The following is a 15,851-nucleotide window of genomic DNA, read 5'->3' on the forward strand; positions in this document are numbered from 1 at the left end:
TCTCCGCCCCGTCCCCTTAACCTCTCCAAAAGGGACGAACATCCAGGAGTGCCTATGTCGACGCGGGCCGGTCGAACCATCGGCACGCGTGCTCGGGCAGTCGTCTCCATCCACTGCGCACCTCTGGTCCTGCCCGTCGCGAGCCCTCCCGTCAGGGACGGGGCGATCGTCGTCAGGGGCGACCGGATCGTACGGGTCGGGCCACGCGCCGAGATCGAGGCCGCCCACCCCCTCCTGACCCCGATCCACTGGCCGGGCATGATCGTACCGGGACTGATCGACGCGCATCTCCGGCTCGACAGGACCTCCGCCCCGGCCTCCGTCCACGGCGTCACCGCGGCGGGAGGTATCGCCGCGGACCTCGACGCCGCCTCCACCCTCGGCGAGGCAGGGCTGGGCGGCGTGACCTACCTGGAGACCCGCTGCGAGAACGAGGAACAGTGGGAGGACGAGGGGCGCGACCGGCTGATCACCGCGATCCGCGAGGTCGACCACCCGGGCGTCATCGGCATCGCCGCCCACTCCCCCGACCCCCTCGTCATGGAGGACCTCGCCGTCCTGTCGCGGACGTTCGGGCTCCGGCTCCACGCCGAGCCCGGCCGCCACCCGGTCGGATTCCTCGACGAGGTGGGGGTGCTCACCGCGGGCTGCCACATCGCGATCTCCGGCCCCCTCGACGAGGCCGACCGCAAGCTCCTCGGGGTCCGCGGCACGGTGATCGCCATCTCGTCGCCGTTCGCCGCGGAGGGTCTCCTCGACGGGGGGAGCGCGATCGCCGTCGGCACCCGTACGGGCGGTGACCCGCTGTCGGTCGCCCGCGCGCTCTCCTACGCCCCGGGCCACGACCGGCTCCTGGTCGAGGCGGTGACGCTGGGCGGCGCGCGGGCGCTGGACATGGCCGAGGGCCCCGGCCGCCTGGGCTCCCTGGGACGGGGCGGCCGGGCCGACTTCGCCGTCTTCGCCGTGGAGGCCGACGAGCGGACCGCCTACACCGCCCTGCTCCACGAGGGGCCGGGACGGTGCGTGGCCACCTTCGTGGGCGGCAGTCCCCGCTGGCGCCTCGACGAGAGCGAGGCCGAGACCGAGCCCGAGAGTGGCGACGCGGAGACCAGGCGCCTGGCCTGACCACGGCCCTCCTGGACCGGCGCGTCCCTCTTGAGCCGACTTGAGCAGCCGACTTGAGCCGACGCGACCTTCTTGAATCCAGCCCTAATGCTGGGCGTCGACCGCGCCCAGCAGTTCCCTGAGCCGGTCCTGCTGCTCGGGGGTGAGCACCGAGAACAGCTCCTCGGCCACCCGCCTGCGCGCCTCGCGCACCCGCTCGTACCGCTCGCGGCCCTCGCCGGTCACCACCAGCAGCGTGGATCGGCGGTTGGCCGGATCGACCTCGCGGCGGACCAGCCCGGCCTCCTCCAGGGCGTCGATCACCGGGGTCACCGAGCGGGGCACGATCCGCAGCCTCTCGGCGAGCTGCACCATCTTCAGCGGCGGCTCGGAGTCGACGATGACCCGAAGCGCCCGCGCCTGGCCGGGACTCAGGCCGAGCGGGCCGAGCCGCTCACCGTACCCCTGCCGCAGTCGATGGCCGACGCCGTGCACCAGGTCGGCCAGTTCCGTCTCCACAGCGCCGAACTTATCCCAGTGCTACGGGGAATGAATGTGAGGTAACCTCTGTTTGAGCAAACATCAGAAAGGAGTTCCGTGGAGGAACGAACCAAAAGTGCCATACGGCACGAAACACCTGACGTGAACGACGAACCCCGCGCACCCCTGCGGCGCGTCATCGGCCTGTTCCGTCCCTACCGGGGCCGCCTCGCCGTCGTGGGCGCCCTCATCGGACTGTCCTCGCTCGTCTCGCTGGCCTCGCCGTTCATGCTCCGCTCGGTGCTCGACGACGCCATCCCGCACGGCAGGACCGGCCTGCTCACCCTGCTCGCGCTCGGCATGATCGCGGTCGCCGTCGTCACCAGCGTGCTCGACGTCGTCCAGACGCTGATCTCCACCGGGGTCGGCCAGCGCGTCATGCACGATCTGCGCACCGGCGTCTACGGTCACCTGCAGCGCATGTCCATGGCCTTCTTCACCCGTACCAGGACCGGCGAGGTGCAGTCGCGCATCGCCAGTGACATCGGCGGCATGCAGCTGGTGGTCACCTCCACCGCGGCCTCGATGGTCTCCAACCTGACCACAGTGGTGGCGACGATCATCGCGATGCTCGTGCTGGACTGGCGGCTGACCATCGTGTCGCTGCTGCTGCTCCCCCTCTTCGTCGGGATCAGCCGCAGGGTCGGCCGGGAACGCAGGAGGATCACCTCCGAGCGGCAGCGGAAGATGGCCGCCATGTCGTCGATGGTCCAGGAGTCGTTGTCGATCAGCGGCATCCTGCTGGGCCGGACGATGGGCCGAGGCCCCGAGCTGGCCGGGCGGTTCTCGGCCGCCTCGGACGAGCTCGCCGACCTGGAGGTCCGCTCCAGCATGGCCGGGCGCTGGCGGCAGTCCACCATCCAGATCGTCATGGCGGCCATGCCCGCGGTGATCTACTGGGCCACCGGGCTCACCTCGGCCGTCTCCATCGGCACCGTCGTCGCCTTCACCACGCTCCAGATGAACCTGTTCCGGCCCGCCGTGTCGCTGCTGCGGCTCGGCGTCGACGTGCAGAGCTCCCTGGCGCTGTTCGGCCGGATCTTCGAGTATCTGGACCTGGCGGTGGACATCCACCCCGGCACCCGCACCCCGGAGACCGTACGCGGCGAGATCCGCTTCGAGCACGTCGACTTCTCCTACGGCGAGGCCCCGACCCTCTCCGACGTCGACCTCACCGTCCCCGCGGGCACCACCCTGGCCGTGGTCGGCGAGACCGGCTCGGGCAAGACCACGCTGAGCTACCTGCTGCCCCGCCTGTACGACGTGACGAGCGGCCGGGTCACGATCGACGGGGTGGACGTGCGCGACCTGACCTTCGAGGCCCTGGCCGAGACGGTCGGCGTGGTCTCGCAGGAGACCTACCTGTTCCACTCCTCGATCGCCGACAACCTCCGGTTCGCCAAGCCGTCGGCCACCGACGAGGAGATCGTCGCGGCGGCGCGGGCCGCCCGGATCCACGACCACATCGCGTCAATGCCCGACGGGTACGACACCGTGGTCGGCGAGCGCGGCTACCGCTTCTCCGGTGGCGAGAAGCAGCGCCTGGCCATCGCCAGGACCCTGCTGCGCGACCCGCCCGTGCTCATCCTCGACGAGGCCACCAGTTCCCTCGACACCCAGACCGAGCGCGCCGTCCAGGAGGCCCTGGACACCCTGTCGCACGGCCGTACCACCGTCACGATCGCCCACCGCCTGTCGACGATCCGCGACGCCGACCAGATCGTGGTCCTCGACCACGGCCGCGTCGTCGAACGCGGCACCCACGACGAGCTCCTCGCGGCCGACGGCCCCTACGCCGCCCTCGTCAACCGCGACCGCTCCCTCGCCTCGGCCTGACCCGGGCGCGTCACGCTCCGGCGGACGGGACCCTGTCGAGCGCGATCCCGAAGTGGTCGAGGTAGGCGGGCAGGAGCTCGTTCTCGTCCAGGGCGCGTTCGGTGCGCTCGCCGTCCACGGTGTGGATCAGTTTGCGGTCCCGGAGCGTGATCCGGCCCTGTGCCGTACGCATCGAGCAGACCGGCGACCCGGTGAAGTGCGACCGCGGGGAGGTCGCCTGCCACCAGCACATCGGGACGAAGTCCGCCAGCTCGTAGGGCCGGGCGGTCAGCCGGTACCCCGGATCGCCGTTGTGCGCGATGTCGAGGTCGCCGTGGTCGCCGGGAGCGAGCCCGATCTGGAACACGCCCCCGCCGTCCTTCTGCTCCGCGCGCTCGCCGAGCCGCAGCGGCCCGTCGGAGAAGTCGCCGAACCCGACGTCGACCAGCCACGGCTCGTCGAGGTCGACGCGCAGCGCCAGGTGGTCGAAGAGCGGCCCCGGCACGCCACCGCCGAAGACCCGGGCGGCCAGCAGCGTCACCCGGTAGCCGAGCGCGGTCAGCAACTCGGCGAACAACCCGTTCAACTCGTAACAGAAGCCACCGCGACGGCGGTTGACGATCTTGTCGAACAGCGCGTCCGATTCGAGGGCGATCGGCTCGCCAAGATGGATGCTCAGATTCTCGAACGGCACCGCCCTCAAATGCGCGAGCTGCAGGACTCGCAGGCCCTGGACATCCGGCTTCGCGGGCCGGGTGACGCCAAGTCTGTCCAGATATAGAGTGATCCGCGCTTCGTTCATCCAGACAGCAAACCACGTGGCCGGTGTCCGCCGGATCCCGCCGTCAGCGAACGTTGCCTAGACGGGCGGAGAGCCACAACCGGACGGGCAATGCCGTCGCCCAGGATGAAAAAGCTTCCTATCGCGGGACACCGTGTGCGTTCCGTGACATACACCGTCACTTATCCCGCACTGGCGTGACATCTCACCATGAAGTAGCGTTCCGGGCATGGGTGACATTCACACCACCAAAAAAACGATCCTGCTGTGCTTTGCGATTCTGTTCATGTCGGCCTGTTCCGGGCAATCAGGAGTCGGCGATTCTCGCGTGGCAGAGGATCAGTGGCGCGAGTTTCCATACGCACGCGACCCACGTCCGATAGTCATCATTGACGATCTCCCCAAATCTTTGGGTAACGCCAAACCGGCAACACGGTTCACTTTACGGGCGAATCTGTCTGACGATCCGCCGGAAAGCCAGGAGGTCCTCCTCCACGGAGACAGGGTAAAACTTAATCAGATATCAGCCACAGACGCTTTCGATCGTCTTTCTGAGCAGCTTCGGCGGTTACCCGGCGAGGCCACGACCGTCGTCGAAGCACGCCTGAACCAATTGGAATGGATGACGGACAGGGGCTCGCTGTCACTTCCCTCATGGAGCTTCTACACGGACAAGGGAGGGTCCGTGAGCTGGCCAGCGGTGACGCCTGACGCGTTCTGGCGCCTGGGTCAAATAAGACGATCGACGGCGATCGACGGTGTCTCTCTGGACTCGTCGAAAACTTCACTTTCCTTCGAAATGATCGCCGCCCCGGACCCCTGCGGCCCAGCGGGGGGCGATCATTTCGAAGCCGGTCAACTCCAGTCCGCCGTAGTGATCTTTACCGGTGAACCGATTACCGCGCGGTCCGACTGCGATGGGCCGGCTTTCGCGATACAGAGAAGCGTAACCGTACGAATCGATCAACCACTGGAGGGAAGGGTCGTGGTCGATCAGCACGGCAATCCTGTGCCGGTTTCAATGCCGTGAGATCATCACTTCCAGCAGATTTTCAATACCGGTCGTACATGCTCTCGGATCGTCAGTAGGTTCGCATCTGTATCGGGAAATCCGCCAGCGCGGTGTATATGTCCTGGAATATCAGGCTGCCCGAACTCGCCCCGGAGGTCACACCGACCGGGTGAACCTGCCCTCCCGTGTTCGGATAGAAAACCGGCCCTCCGCTGTCGCCACCGCGCGACCCTTGCCCGTAGAACTGATTGGCGCGGAACAGGTCGTAGTAGCACTCATAGTTACCGTATGCGTCATTACCACAGTAGGCATAATCTCCGCTGGTCACGACCTCGAAGCTGCAGACCGCGCCACTCGTCTGCCCGGACTGGCAGAGCCACTGTCCTTCATACACGTGGTCCCAACCTGCGATTTGCTTCGTGAACTCGCCTGAGGTGTTCCACCCTCCCGGCACTCCACCATCCCACATATACCTTCCCGTGCCATTCGGGGCGTGAATCAGCGCCAGGTCGTGGTCGGCTCTTTCGAGGATCGTCTGACCGATGTTCATGGAGCGATTGCCGTTTTGCCAGTTCGTATACATGCCGGTGCAGTGACCTGCGGTGAGCAGGTAATGAAAGGCGGCATTGTTCGTCGCCGCCACCGGCCACCCCGCGGTGCAGATCGCACCGTCGTCACTTAGAATACGCATTCCTCCATAGAACGGCGAGGTGTCGTTCATACGTCCAGCGGGAACCGCCCGCTCGGCGATCTTGACCTCAATGGGCACAGAAGAGCCAAGCGAGTCGTACGTCCTACTGAGATCACTCTTGGCTTGTGCGTTCTCGGTCTCGACGTAGACCCCGCTGCCGTCAGACTCCACACCGACAGCATGGAGTGGCCCGCGAGGATTGTCGGCCAGGTCTTTCCTTATCGCCGCTGCGGTTTCCCTGAGCTCCTCCCGTGAGAACCGAGCCGAACCCACCTTCACCTGAGCGTTCAACCGCGCCTTGGCAAGGACCGGCTCCATGTGGGCGGGAACATCTCCCTTCCACCAGACCTGAACAAAGCCGTCTTCAAGCTTGAGCCCGGCGAACCCCAGGTCTTTCGTGCTGGAAAGCACGGCATTCATGATCGGCTTGGCTGCCCGCCGAAGCGGTTCCTGCGCGTCCATCCTTTTTCTTGTCTCGGGCGAGAGGTAGCTGAAGGGCTCCTTCTCGACCTGTTCGCCAGGCTTTGGCGGAACGTCCGACAAGAGCGTGAGCGCATGCGCCGGAGTGGCCATACTACTGACCGTGAGCATGAGGACAAGTAGCAACACCGAAAGCTTGGATAATCGCACTGGAAGCCTCGTTTCATAGGTAGCTTGATGTCGAGTTGATCATATTTTGCAGAAACGATCAATAGTTCAACGTAATTACTTCTCGCGATAGCTTGTACCACTTTCTCGCATCGTCACAAAAGAACCAATCAGGTATCATGATGATGCCAGAAGGGTTACAAGAAGATGAATTTCTACTTAAGGCCCGGAATATGCTGGGCTCGGAAAGACTGGCACTGGAATCAGATCCGATGACCGCGAAACCCGACACCGGGACTCTCAGACGTCGTCGGCGAGCGCGGTCGGCGGGCTGACGCTTTCACGGACATGGCGCTAGGCCGCGGTGGTGCCAATGACGCTTTCAGGGACGTGACGCCAAGCCATAGTGGTGTCAATAGCGAAGCCATCGACCAGGTGCGGGCAGGTGTCACCGGTCGGGTCGAGAGCAAGCGTCGCGTGATGAGACGTGTGAGTAGAGGGTGGCGTCACTCCATGCGCCTGCAGGGGTAGCAGGGGCGGCGTCCTAAAGCGAGATTCACCGGCCACGTTCTGCGACTCGGCCGCGCTCACGGCCGCGATGTGCGAATCGACGTAGTGGTCACCAACGCGATCGGGCACCATGCTTCGGCGTGGGTCCGCATGTGCGCATAAGACCAGCATCCGCACGTGCGCGCGGGACTGGCCGCAGCGTCGCTTTTCATGACAGCCGTTCCAGCGATCGGCCCTTTACTCGGCCGCGAGGCGGCGGGCGGCGACGCGTGGACGAGCGGTGGTCCTCGCGGCGATCGGGACGTCTTCCTAGGAAGGCTCGCCGGGCGACTCCCGGGAGGGCCCGTCGGCCAGGCGGATGGCGAGCTCGACGCGCCAGCGGGTCTTCATCCGTTCGGACCTCGGGTCGGTGAGATACGCCTCGTACCGGCAGCCGAACCGGTCGCCGGCCGGGTTCTCCACGCAGTCGAACGTCAGGCCCTGCCCCCGTACCCACTCGATCAGGGCGCGGTTCGCCCGGCGAGCGTGGTTGACGTAGGTCAGCGTCGCGTACCGGCCCGCCGGCAGCACGCCGGAGGAGACCCTGCCGTCGCCCTCGACCGGCTTCTCGGTGACGACGCCGACCTCGACGTCCATCGAGCCGGCCATGTCGACTACATGCAGGCGGAAGAAGGTGTGCCCGAAATCGACGCCTCGCTCGTCGAGCCAGCCGTACAGCTCCTCCATGAGCTCGTCCCGGACGGCGAACATGCCACGGAACGGCGTGACCACCCGAATACCCACGCAGTGCCGATCCGGCTTGGCGCCGGCCGACGGCCCCTCGATGATCTCCACCCGTACCCCCCGCGCGACCTCGGCCGTTCGCCCGTTGCTCCCGAGCGGCATCACTATGCCGTATCTGAGGGGTTCGGGGCGATATTCCGGAGGCACGTAATCCCGGGTGTGCGTAGTTTCGGGTGAGCGTGAACGCACTTCCTCGGTCGAGCCTGCCTCCGGGCCGGAACGTGAGCGGTGCGGGCAGCGCCATAGTCCTGTCGGCCTGCTTCACTTTTGCCCGCACCACGGCGGGCTCAGGCCGCCGTCACGCATCTCACGTCACGGAGAAGTCGAACTCCCCATCCTTCACGCCGCCGATGAACGCCTCCCACTCGGCGCGGGTGTAGACGATCACCTCACCGTCGGGCCGGTGGCTGTGCCGCACAGCGACCCGCCCACTACCGTCGCCCAACGGCCCAGCCTCGACGCAGTTCCCGCCGCCGTTCTCACTCCGCGTGCTGATACGCCAGGCGACACCGGCCAGTTCGCCGGGGCCGGGCACCTCGCGCCCTTCCATCGCGTTCATCTCGACAACTCCTCTGCCGTCGCGGACTTCACGTGGTGGCGGAGAAGTCGAACTCCCCGTCCTTGACGCCGCCGATGAACGCCTCCCACTCGGCGCGGGTGTAGACAATCACCTCACCACAGGGCCGGTGACTGTGCCGTACGGCGACCCGCCTACTACCGTCGCCCAACGGCCCAGCCTCGACGCAGCTCCCGCCGCCGTTCTCGCTCTTCGTGCTGATGTGCCAGGCCACATCGGCTAGTTCACCGGAGCTGGGCTTGCTGTGCTCTTGCATCGCGTTCACCGCATTTCTTTCGCTATTGCGGAGATGAGTTCGGCCGAGTCTTCAGGGCCGAGGGCGAGCTTCCGCAAATTATCGTATGTCAGCACGAAGCTTTCAGCATCGGGGGATTCCACGTAAATAGCGCCCTTCGGGGTCTCCGCATAGGCGACCTCAGGATAGGGATTCCTCATCGCCAGGATTCGGAAAGCCCCTGTCGGGCTGGCATGCGCACCAGCACTGAACGGGAGCACCCGGATCTCGATATTCGGCCGGGCGGCGCACTCGATCAGATGGCGTAGCTGCCCCATCTGACATTCCCGACCACCGACCTCACGGTGCAAGACCGCTTCATCGATGATCGCTGACAGGCGCGGAGGGTCGTCACCTCGGAGGATCTCCTGGCGAGTCATGCGCAACTCGACCCATCGCTCGATCTGCTGTCTTTCGGCACCGAACTCCGCTGCCGTGATCACCGCCCGCGCGTACTCCTGCGTCTGAAACAACCCGAGAAGCAGTGTGTTGTCAAAGGCGCGAATCCAGGCCGCGCGGGACTCCAGCCACACATAGTCGACGAACGCACCGGCGACCTCAGTGGCGTACCCATCCCACCAGCCCTTCTGCCAGACCTCCTGGCTGAGCTTCATCAAGCTCTCGCGCCGTCCACTGTCGGCTACACCGTACAGATCAAGGAGAGCCAGCAGGTCCGGGCGCTGGCCGGTGGCCTGCCTCGCATGTTCGCGCTGGTCCAGGAGTTCGACGACCCCGATGGAGAGGGCCTCTCGGAGGTGGTGGCGTATGGGCTGGTGCTGCCGGGCGGAGAGGCCGCCACCGTCGGCGTGACCGCCCGGGGATTCGGCAGCTGGCGGAGCGCCGACAGCGCCGCGTACCGGCTCCACTCCGATCTCGTCTGGCTGGGAGAAACCGACAGATAATTCGACTTTCGGCGTTGAGCCCCCTGGCTGCTCCCTCGCCCTCCACGAGGGGCGAGAGATGGTGGCGTGGGAACGCACCGAGCAACCAGGGGGCGACTCCGGTAGGGCGGCGGTCGGGTATGGACCATCCGGGGAAAGGATTGCCCTACCGGGGAACTTGATTCACCAGATGCGGCGTGCCCCAAGAGTGCCGTCTGACTCCTCGACCACATCGGACTCCGATACCTTCGGCAGCGCGGCGAGGATCAGGTCCACCACCGCGTGCGGCTGGTCGGCGTTCACCAGCTGGGTCGTGATCCCCACTGAGGGCAGCGAGACCACGAAGCAGCCGGAGCGACCTCCCACGGTCACGCTCGCCACCTCCCAGCCATCGCGGCTATGCGTGACCAGCTCGAAGCGGTCTTCTCGCGGAAACGGGAGCGGCCGGTGGCCGCGAAGGTGAAGCTCCACATAGTGAATGATCGACGTTCGAACACCTCGCGCCCTGACCAGCCGCGCGAGATCACCCAACATCTCAGAAGGTTCCCGCCCCACGGGGCTCGCTGTTTCGTCGTCCTCTCGCCTCCCGGCGAAGGTCCCTGTCTGTCCGGACGCCATAACCCAGACGGTAGGAGTCCAGCCAGAACCGGGGCTAGGAAATTTCCCGAGATTGCAGCAACCTCCGTGCGGCGTCTATCTCCGCTCGTGCGGAGTCACCGTAGACGGCTTGGGACTGCAACAACTTGAAGATCCGTAGGTATGTCGCTATCTCGCTGGGACGCCTGGCGCGGTAACCCCCGGTCCAGTGCTCGCTGCGAACCAGCGACTCGTCATAGACGTAGAACCCTTCCCCCGGCCAGATGGTCCGAAGTCGGCCAAGAGGAATGATGCCCAGCGCCACATTCGCGAAGCCGGCCGCACGTTCGACGTAGTCGAGCTGGTCTAACATCACAGCGACACTGCCCCGTTGGGCATAGAGCGCCCCGGCCTCGATGACCAACGAGAACATGCACTTGCCGGACTCAAGGACGCGCAAACGGTTCAGCCGCCCCTCGACGGCCTGATCTACGTCGTCGGTCAGCCCGTGGAATCGGGACACGTCTTCGATCACGGCTCGCGTGTATCCCGGCCTCTGCAGAAAGCCGGGGACGGTCTGAGGCTCATAAGCGCGTATCAGCTTGGTCTGTTCGTAGAGCGGTTTGATCCGCTCGCTCTGCTGCTTGAGCCCGGCCCGCATCGCGTGCCGGTGCTCCTCCCACATCTCGTCGATCTGCCGATGCGCGGCTATCAGCTCGGGGACCTGGTCCTCCGCATCGCAGGCACGGCACCAAACCCGTATGTCGGCTTCCGTGGGATTCTGCCGTCCCAGCTCGATCCGGGAGATCTTGGAGTCGCGCATCCCGGATCGCGCCGAGAGCTGACGGCCGTTGAGGTTGGCGTCCAGGCGCAGGCCGCGAAGCCTCCGCCCGAACGCCTTACGGGCAGCTTGTACTTGATCTTGTTCGGACAAGGACGGGACGCTGTCAGGCGGGCCGGTAGTCGCGGTGCGGGATGGCCAGGTCCCACAGAGCCGAGAAGGCGTCGGCACAGTGCTTCACGATGGCAGGGTCACGGTAGAGCTGAATCTCGGCGCGCTTGTCCGTTCCGTCAAAGACGTTGAACACGACCGTCTCACCGTCGAGCAACCAGAAGTCGTTCCCCGGCAGGCTCAACGGGGAGGTCAGCCGTCGCGGCACCCAACGCAGGTCTTCCCCGGCCTCGGCCTTGAGGCCGTTCGTCGCCTCGAAACACCACCGCTGGTAGGCCGAGAGAGGTTCCGACACCACGCACACGCGGCGGTATATCTTCCCCTCCGCAACCCCAGCCCTGACCCGGTCACACCACGGCTTGAGGACGCGAGGGACCTCCTCACGGTCACCTGCCCGCCAGTTGGCGAACAAATCAGCGTCTATGCCGTAGTTGTCGCGCGTCTCGACGTGGAGCGCTTCCCGGCTGATGCCGTTGACCAGATCAGCCCGTTCCTTCGGGGAGATCAACTCCATAGTGCTCCCTCACGTACTTTTGGACGAACGCGTTCACGGTGCGCTCGGAGAGTTCCCCGAATGTCTCATCTTCCCCGAGGCCGATGAGCTGCGCCCCTACCCCGGGGCCGCGCTTCTTGACCTGTACGAGCCAAGACCCCCGATCGGTCCGATAGAACGTCTCACACTCGTTGTCCTGATTGGATTCTGGGTCCTTGCAGTAGAAGGTAAGAGAGAGACCGTCTCCATCATCGTAGGATTGCACGAGATTTCGCCCTCCTGGTCTACGCTCATGAGCCCCAAGAGTCACGCGTTGGATGCACAGAGTCAAGGGTCTGCTGCTCACGACCTGACTTGAACTTCTGACGTACTGGGGCAGGTCAGCAACAACGTCACATAGTGCCGACAAGTACCCGAGCAACCCGGAACAAGAAGTCCCAGAGGTTGACCAGCCATGTCTCCTTCGTACGGCGAAGATTTGGTGGCTCCGGGTGACCGTTCGGTGCCGTGCGACTCGGTCCTTGGTCAGAGTGCGTCGGCGCCGAATGACGCACAGCATGGCCGCCGGACATCGGAAGAGCGACCGGGGCCGCGTCAGCGTCAGCGTGTCTCACCGTCCAGGCTCGCGCGGACACCGGCCAGGATCGTCCTCAGCCCGTACTCGAAGTCGGCGTCGGCCGTCTCGCGGGACTCCCCCGGCACCGGGCGGTCGGCGCTCGCCTGCTCCTCGACGATCCACCCGAGGGTGTAGCGGTTGATGACCAGGGCCACCCGCCGGGCGTGTGCCGGAGGGAAGCCCGCCTCGCCGAGCACCTCGATCACGGAGTCGGAGACCACGTCCTGGTTCCCGACCGGCCGGGCGCCGATGTGCAGCCGCGCGCCGTCGCGGCAGGACAGCAGGCTCCGGCGCAGCACCCGCCCCCGCTCGGCGAGCCAGTCGGCCCAGTCCTGATCCGGCGCCGGGCGGGCCAGGTGCGCGAACGCGTCCTCGACCATGGTCGCGGCCATGTGGTCGAGCAACTCCTGCTTGCTGCCGAAGTGGCGGTACAGCGCGGGTGACTGCACGTCGAGCTCCTGCGCGAGCCTGCGCGTGGTCAGGCCGTCGAGCCCGACCTCGTTGAGCAGCCGCAGCGCCGTACGCATCACCGTGGCACGCGTGTGTCGCATCATCGCCTCCCCACGTCCTGTTATCGACGATAACTTCCCGTGGCCCGAGACGCTCGGATCGCCGACCCATCCGGGCGGGCCCAGAAGGTCCCCTCCCGCCTTCACCCCGGAGGGTGCGACCGACAGCGGCGGCGAAAACTCATGACGTTCTTTTTTCGAATTTCTGTTATCCCCGGCACGCCCGCCTGTCTCCTGTACAGGAGCGCATATGTCCGGCACCGGACCCGACCGACAGAAGATCCGCGATCCGGCCCACCTGGCATGCCTCCTCCGGTACGTCGACAATGTCCGATCTCTACTCCCCGTACGAAGGACCTCATCCATATGAGTGAGACTGTTCCGCGCGGTACCGCAGCAGGTCGCACGGCAGGTCGTCAGGTACGCCGCGCCGCGCTCGTCGGCGCCCTCGTGGCCGTCATGGGCGCCTCCGTGGTGAACGGAGCCCTCCCCGCGAGCGCGGCCGAGACCCCTTTGTCGCAGGGCCAGGCCGCTGTCGCCTCCTCGATCGAGCGAGGCGACCTGTCCGCCGCGGCCGCGGTCGACGGCAAGAGCGGCACCCGCTGGTCCAGCAAGTTCAGTGACCCTCAGTGGCTGCAGGTGGACCTGGGCAAGTCCACCGCGATCGACAAGATCGTGCTGAACTGGGAGCGCGCCTACGCCACCGCGTTCCGGATCCAGACCTCCTCCGGTGGCGGCCAGTGGGAGACGATCCACAGCACGACCGCGGGCAAGGGCGGTGTGCAGACCCTCAACGTGTCGGCCACCGGCCGGTACGTGCGGCTCTACGCCACCCAGCGCTCCACCCAGTACGGGGTCTCGCTCTGGGAGTTCCAGGTCTTCGGCAAGGGCTCGGCCACCCCCACTCCCAGCGCCACCCCGACCAGGCCGACGCCGACGTCGAGCCCGAGCCGCACCCCGGACCCCACCCCCAGCGCCACGCCCAGCAAGACCCCGAGTTCCACTCCCAGCGCCACCCCCAGCAAGACCCCGACCACGCCGGTCCCCGAGGTTCCCCCCACGGGAGCCTCCGGCAAGAAGGGCGTGGGCGTGTGGCAGGCGCCCAACGTCAGCGCGGCCCTCCAGGCCTCCGGCGCGAACTGGTACTACACGTGGTCCACGAACCACAACGGCGTCACCACTCCCCAGGGGACGGAGTTCGTCCCGATGATCTGGGGGGCCGCCAGCGTCACCGACCAGAACCTCGCCCAGGCGAAGAACGCCGGTTCTCCCTACCTGCTCGGTTTCAACGAGCCGGACTTCGCCGACCAGTCCAACATGACCGTGGACCAGGCGCTGTCGCTGTGGCCGAAGCTCACCGCGACCGGCCTGAAGGTCGGCAGCCCCGCCGTCGCCTGGGGCGGTGACCGGGCGGGCGGCTGGCTGGACCGGTTCATGACCGGAGCGGCCCAGAGGAACCTCCGCGTCGACTTCATCACGCTGCACTGGTACGGCGGCGACTTCCGCGCCGAGGCGGCGACCGGCCAGCTCAAGTCGTACATCCAGGCCGTGTACGAGCGCTACCGCAAGCCGATCTGGCTCACCGAGTACGCCCTGATCGACTTCTCGAACGGTGTCCGCTTCCCCACGGACGCGCAGCAGGCGGCCTTCGTCACCGAGTCCATCAAGATGCTGAACTCCCTGCCGTACGTGCAGCGCTTCGCCTGGTTCGGACTGCCCTCCTCCGACACCGAGCCCAACAGTGGCCTGTTCCGGAGCAACGGCGTCGCCACCCCGGCGGGCCGCGCCTTCCAGGCGGCCGAGTGAGCTAAACCGCCGCCGGACCCGGGCATGGGTCCACGGCGTTTCCCCGGCCCGGCCCGCGCGAGTCCTGTATCGCGCGGGCCGGGCCTTTCTCACGGCCTCGCCGCACCCTCAGCCCGGTATGAAAAATCCGGACAAAAAGCCCGTTTGACTATGATTCATAGGATCAGGCGACTCGATATCCGCGCGCATCTCACCGCCCGCTGAGAGGATCACGCACATGAACCGCCCCTCCCGGACCACGCGGCCGACCTTCCGCGTGGCCACCGTCGCGGACGTGCCCACGCTGGTGCTCCTGGTCGATTCGGCGTACCGGGGGGAGTCCAGCCGGGCCGGATGGACGACCGAGGCGGACCTGCTGAGCGGTCGGCGGACGGACACCGCGAGGGTCACCGCCGAGCTGGGAAAACCGGAAAATCGCATGATCGTCATGGAGGTGGACGACGAGATCGTCGCCTGCTGCCAGGTGGAGCACCGGGGCGAACACGCGTACTTCGGGATGTTCGCCGTACGCCCCACCCTGCAGGGCGGCGGCTTCGGCAGGGCGGTCCTCGCCGAGGCCGAGCGCTTCGCCCGCGAGACCTGGGGCGTGAACGAGATGCGCATGACGGTGATCTCGGTGCGCGAGGAGCTCCTGGCCTGGTACGTGCGCCGCGGCTACACCCGCACCGGCGAGACGATCCCCTTCCCCTACGAGGACGAGAGCGTCGGCGTGCCGCACCGGGAGGACCTGGAAATGGAACTCCTGGTCAGGAAGCTCGGCTGAGCGAGGGGCTGCGCGGGCGGAACGCGTCGGCGGGTCCCGCCCTCGACCGGCCGCCCGCGAAGGTAGCGTGACGGGAATGAGCGAGCTCTACTCCGACCCCGCCGACTGGTACGCCACCCTGCCCACCGCGTTCGTCTCGGCCTGCATGCTGCTCACCGACGCGGAGGACCGTGTCCTGCTGGTCAAGCCCAACTACCGGCCCGGCTGGAACTTCCCCGGCGGGATCGTCGAGGAGGGCGAGGCGCCCCACGACGGCGCCATGCGCGAGGTGGCCGAGGAGCTCGGCGTCTCCGTCAAGGCGGGCGAGCTGCTCGTGGTCCATTGGATACCGGCGGAGGGGGACCGCCCCCGCGCACTGATCAACTTCATGTTCGACGGCGGCGTCCTGGACGACCCCGCCCGCATCCGGCCGCAGGTCGAGGAGCTCGACGAGGTGGCGTTCCTGCCCTGGGAGACCGCGGCTCCCCTCTTGCCCGCGCACATCGCGCCGCGCCTCGCCGCGGGGCGCCTGGCCCGCGGGAACCAGCGCCCCGTCTACCTGCCGGGCGGCCTTCCTGGCACCGGCGGCTGAGAATCCCGG

Annotated in this window: 19 protein-coding genes; 7 read left to right on the forward strand and 12 right to left on the reverse strand. The window is 66.6% G+C overall.

All coding sequences use genetic code 11. From position 1 onward, the window contains the following. The first annotated feature begins 54 nt into the window (after positions 1 to 54). The gene (locus tag ABD817_RS14025) at positions 55 to 1,125 is read left to right on the forward strand and encodes an amidohydrolase family protein (protein ID WP_344918313.1); all 1,071 of its coding nucleotides are present in this window, start codon (positions 55 to 57) and stop codon (positions 1,123 to 1,125) included. A gap of 84 nt (positions 1,126 to 1,209) precedes the next feature. On the opposite strand, the gene ABD817_RS14030 is transcribed toward ABD817_RS14025, so the two are convergent. After that, positions 1,210 to 1,623, reverse strand: coding sequence for a MarR family winged helix-turn-helix transcriptional regulator (locus tag ABD817_RS14030; RefSeq protein ID WP_344918314.1), 414 nt, complete (start codon positions 1,621 to 1,623; stop codon positions 1,210 to 1,212). Positions 1,624 to 1,746: 123 nt separating this feature from the next. Between ABD817_RS14030 and ABD817_RS14035 the strand changes: the two genes are divergently transcribed. Next, on the forward strand, positions 1,747 to 3,480 hold the full coding sequence (locus tag ABD817_RS14035; RefSeq protein WP_344918315.1) for an ABC transporter ATP-binding protein: 1,734 nt from the start codon (positions 1,747 to 1,749) through the stop codon (positions 3,478 to 3,480). 10 nt (positions 3,481 to 3,490) lie between these two features. Here the strand turns inward: ABD817_RS14035 and ABD817_RS14040 are convergent, their stop codons facing one another. Continuing rightward, positions 3,491 to 4,261, reverse strand: a complete 771-nt coding sequence (locus tag ABD817_RS14040) for an arylamine N-acetyltransferase family protein (protein ID WP_344918316.1) — start codon at positions 4,259 to 4,261, stop codon at positions 3,491 to 3,493. A gap of 208 nt (positions 4,262 to 4,469) precedes the next feature. Between ABD817_RS14040 and ABD817_RS14045 the strand changes: the two genes are divergently transcribed. Next, complete coding sequence (locus ABD817_RS14045; protein ID WP_344918317.1) at positions 4,470 to 5,270, forward strand: hypothetical protein; 801 nt, start codon at positions 4,470 to 4,472, stop codon at positions 5,268 to 5,270. A gap of 52 nt (positions 5,271 to 5,322) precedes the next feature. Here the strand turns inward: ABD817_RS14045 and ABD817_RS14050 are convergent, their stop codons facing one another. The 5 genes from ABD817_RS14050 to ABD817_RS14070 form a co-directional block, all read right to left on the reverse strand. Further along, positions 5,323 to 6,516 (reverse strand): S1 family peptidase, encoded by a 1,194-nt coding sequence (locus tag ABD817_RS14050; RefSeq protein ID WP_344918318.1) that lies wholly within the window; start codon positions 6,514 to 6,516, stop codon positions 5,323 to 5,325. 834 nt (positions 6,517 to 7,350) lie between these two features. Further along, positions 7,351 to 7,926 (reverse strand): GyrI-like domain-containing protein, encoded by a 576-nt coding sequence (locus tag ABD817_RS14055; RefSeq protein ID WP_344918319.1) that lies wholly within the window; start codon positions 7,924 to 7,926, stop codon positions 7,351 to 7,353. A 205-nt stretch (positions 7,927 to 8,131) separates the two neighbouring features. Next, positions 8,132 to 8,383 (reverse strand): DUF397 domain-containing protein, encoded by a 252-nt coding sequence (locus ABD817_RS14060; RefSeq protein ID WP_344918320.1) that lies wholly within the window; start codon positions 8,381 to 8,383, stop codon positions 8,132 to 8,134. Positions 8,384 to 8,411: 28 nt separating this feature from the next. Beyond that, positions 8,412 to 8,657: a DUF397 domain-containing protein gene (locus ABD817_RS14065; RefSeq protein WP_344918593.1), complete on the reverse strand. Its 246-nt coding sequence runs from the start codon at positions 8,655 to 8,657 to the stop codon at positions 8,412 to 8,414. Positions 8,658 to 8,662: 5 nt separating this feature from the next. Continuing rightward, positions 8,663 to 9,289, reverse strand: a complete 627-nt coding sequence (locus tag ABD817_RS14070) for a DUF5753 domain-containing protein (protein WP_344918321.1) — start codon at positions 9,287 to 9,289, stop codon at positions 8,663 to 8,665. Positions 9,290 to 9,376: 87 nt separating this feature from the next. Here ABD817_RS14070 and ABD817_RS14075 point away from each other — a divergent pair, with 87 nt between their 5' ends. Then, entirely contained in the window at positions 9,377 to 9,577 is a 201-nt protein-coding gene (locus tag ABD817_RS14075; protein WP_344918322.1) for a hypothetical protein, read from the forward strand. A 162-nt stretch (positions 9,578 to 9,739) separates the two neighbouring features. Here ABD817_RS14075 and ABD817_RS14080 read toward each other — a convergent pair whose 3' ends face one another. The 5 genes from ABD817_RS14080 to ABD817_RS14100 all read right to left on the reverse strand — a co-directional run bounded on the left by ABD817_RS14080 (position 9,740) and on the right by ABD817_RS14100 (position 12,744). Next, positions 9,740 to 9,928 (reverse strand): hypothetical protein, encoded by a 189-nt coding sequence (locus tag ABD817_RS14080; protein ID WP_344918323.1) that lies wholly within the window; start codon positions 9,926 to 9,928, stop codon positions 9,740 to 9,742. A 280-nt stretch (positions 9,929 to 10,208) separates the two neighbouring features. Next, a complete protein-coding gene (locus ABD817_RS14085; protein ID WP_344918324.1) occupies positions 10,209 to 11,066 on the reverse strand; it encodes a helix-turn-helix domain-containing protein in 858 nt (285 codons plus the stop codon). A 13-nt stretch (positions 11,067 to 11,079) separates the two neighbouring features. Then, the gene (locus ABD817_RS14090; RefSeq protein ID WP_344918325.1) at positions 11,080 to 11,598 is read right to left on the reverse strand and encodes a DUF6879 family protein; all 519 of its coding nucleotides are present in this window, start codon (positions 11,596 to 11,598) and stop codon (positions 11,080 to 11,082) included. After that, complete coding sequence (locus tag ABD817_RS14095) at positions 11,567 to 11,842, reverse strand: hypothetical protein (RefSeq protein WP_344918326.1); 276 nt, start codon at positions 11,840 to 11,842, stop codon at positions 11,567 to 11,569. The genes ABD817_RS14090 and ABD817_RS14095 overlap by 32 nt, the downstream gene beginning before the upstream one ends. 335 nt (positions 11,843 to 12,177) lie before the next feature. Continuing rightward, positions 12,178 to 12,744: a TetR/AcrR family transcriptional regulator C-terminal domain-containing protein gene (locus ABD817_RS14100; RefSeq protein ID WP_344918327.1), complete on the reverse strand. Its 567-nt coding sequence runs from the start codon at positions 12,742 to 12,744 to the stop codon at positions 12,178 to 12,180. A 324-nt stretch (positions 12,745 to 13,068) separates the two neighbouring features. Here ABD817_RS14100 and ABD817_RS14105 point away from each other — a divergent pair, with 324 nt between their 5' ends. From ABD817_RS14105 to ABD817_RS14115, 3 genes are all read left to right on the forward strand, one after another. Then, a complete protein-coding gene (locus ABD817_RS14105; RefSeq protein ID WP_344918328.1) occupies positions 13,069 to 14,508 on the forward strand; it encodes a glycosyl hydrolase in 1,440 nt (479 codons plus the stop codon). 217 nt (positions 14,509 to 14,725) lie between these two features. Continuing rightward, the gene (locus ABD817_RS14110) at positions 14,726 to 15,271 is read left to right on the forward strand and encodes a GNAT family N-acetyltransferase (RefSeq protein ID WP_344918329.1); all 546 of its coding nucleotides are present in this window, start codon (positions 14,726 to 14,728) and stop codon (positions 15,269 to 15,271) included. A gap of 76 nt (positions 15,272 to 15,347) precedes the next feature. Then, positions 15,348 to 15,842 carry an NUDIX domain-containing protein gene (locus ABD817_RS14115; protein WP_344918330.1) on the forward strand — a complete coding sequence of 165 codons (495 nt, stop codon included), beginning with the start codon at positions 15,348 to 15,350 and terminating at the stop codon, positions 15,840 to 15,842. Positions 15,843 to 15,851 lie beyond the last annotated feature (9 nt).

This window comes from Streptosporangium oxazolinicum (assembly GCF_039537505.1).
Classification (GTDB): Bacteria; Actinomycetota; Actinomycetes; order Streptosporangiales; family Streptosporangiaceae; genus Streptosporangium; species Streptosporangium oxazolinicum.

Excerpts from the sequence above, each read along its gene's own strand:
- ABD817_RS14090 (WP_344918325.1), bottom strand. The coding sequence starts at position 11,598 with ATGGAGTTGATCTCCCCGAAGGAACGGGCTGATCTGGTCAACGGCATC.
- ABD817_RS14055 (WP_344918319.1), bottom strand. The coding sequence starts at position 7,926 with ATGCCGCTCGGGAGCAACGGGCGAACGGCCGAGGTCGCGCGGGGGGTA.
- ABD817_RS14075 (WP_344918322.1), top strand. The coding sequence starts at position 9,377 with ATGTTCGCGCTGGTCCAGGAGTTCGACGACCCCGATGGAGAGGGCCTC.
- ABD817_RS14065 (WP_344918593.1), bottom strand. The coding sequence starts at position 8,657 with ATGCAAGAGCACAGCAAGCCCAGCTCCGGTGAACTAGCCGATGTGGCC.
- ABD817_RS14110 (WP_344918329.1), top strand. The coding sequence starts at position 14,726 with ATGAACCGCCCCTCCCGGACCACGCGGCCGACCTTCCGCGTGGCCACC.
- ABD817_RS14105 (WP_344918328.1), top strand. The coding sequence starts at position 13,069 with ATGAGTGAGACTGTTCCGCGCGGTACCGCAGCAGGTCGCACGGCAGGT.
- ABD817_RS14070 (WP_344918321.1), bottom strand. The coding sequence starts at position 9,289 with ATGAAGCTCAGCCAGGAGGTCTGGCAGAAGGGCTGGTGGGATGGGTAC.
- ABD817_RS14115 (WP_344918330.1), top strand. The coding sequence starts at position 15,348 with ATGAGCGAGCTCTACTCCGACCCCGCCGACTGGTACGCCACCCTGCCC.
- ABD817_RS14025 (WP_344918313.1), top strand. The coding sequence starts at position 55 with ATGTCGACGCGGGCCGGTCGAACCATCGGCACGCGTGCTCGGGCAGTC.
- ABD817_RS14100 (WP_344918327.1), bottom strand. The coding sequence starts at position 12,744 with ATGCGACACACGCGTGCCACGGTGATGCGTACGGCGCTGCGGCTGCTC.
- ABD817_RS14050 (WP_344918318.1), bottom strand. The coding sequence starts at position 6,516 with ATGGCCACTCCGGCGCATGCGCTCACGCTCTTGTCGGACGTTCCGCCA.
- ABD817_RS14045 (WP_344918317.1), top strand. The coding sequence starts at position 4,470 with ATGGGTGACATTCACACCACCAAAAAAACGATCCTGCTGTGCTTTGCG.
- ABD817_RS14040 (WP_344918316.1), bottom strand. The coding sequence starts at position 4,261 with ATGAACGAAGCGCGGATCACTCTATATCTGGACAGACTTGGCGTCACC.
- ABD817_RS14060 (WP_344918320.1), bottom strand. The coding sequence starts at position 8,383 with ATGAACGCGATGGAAGGGCGCGAGGTGCCCGGCCCCGGCGAACTGGCC.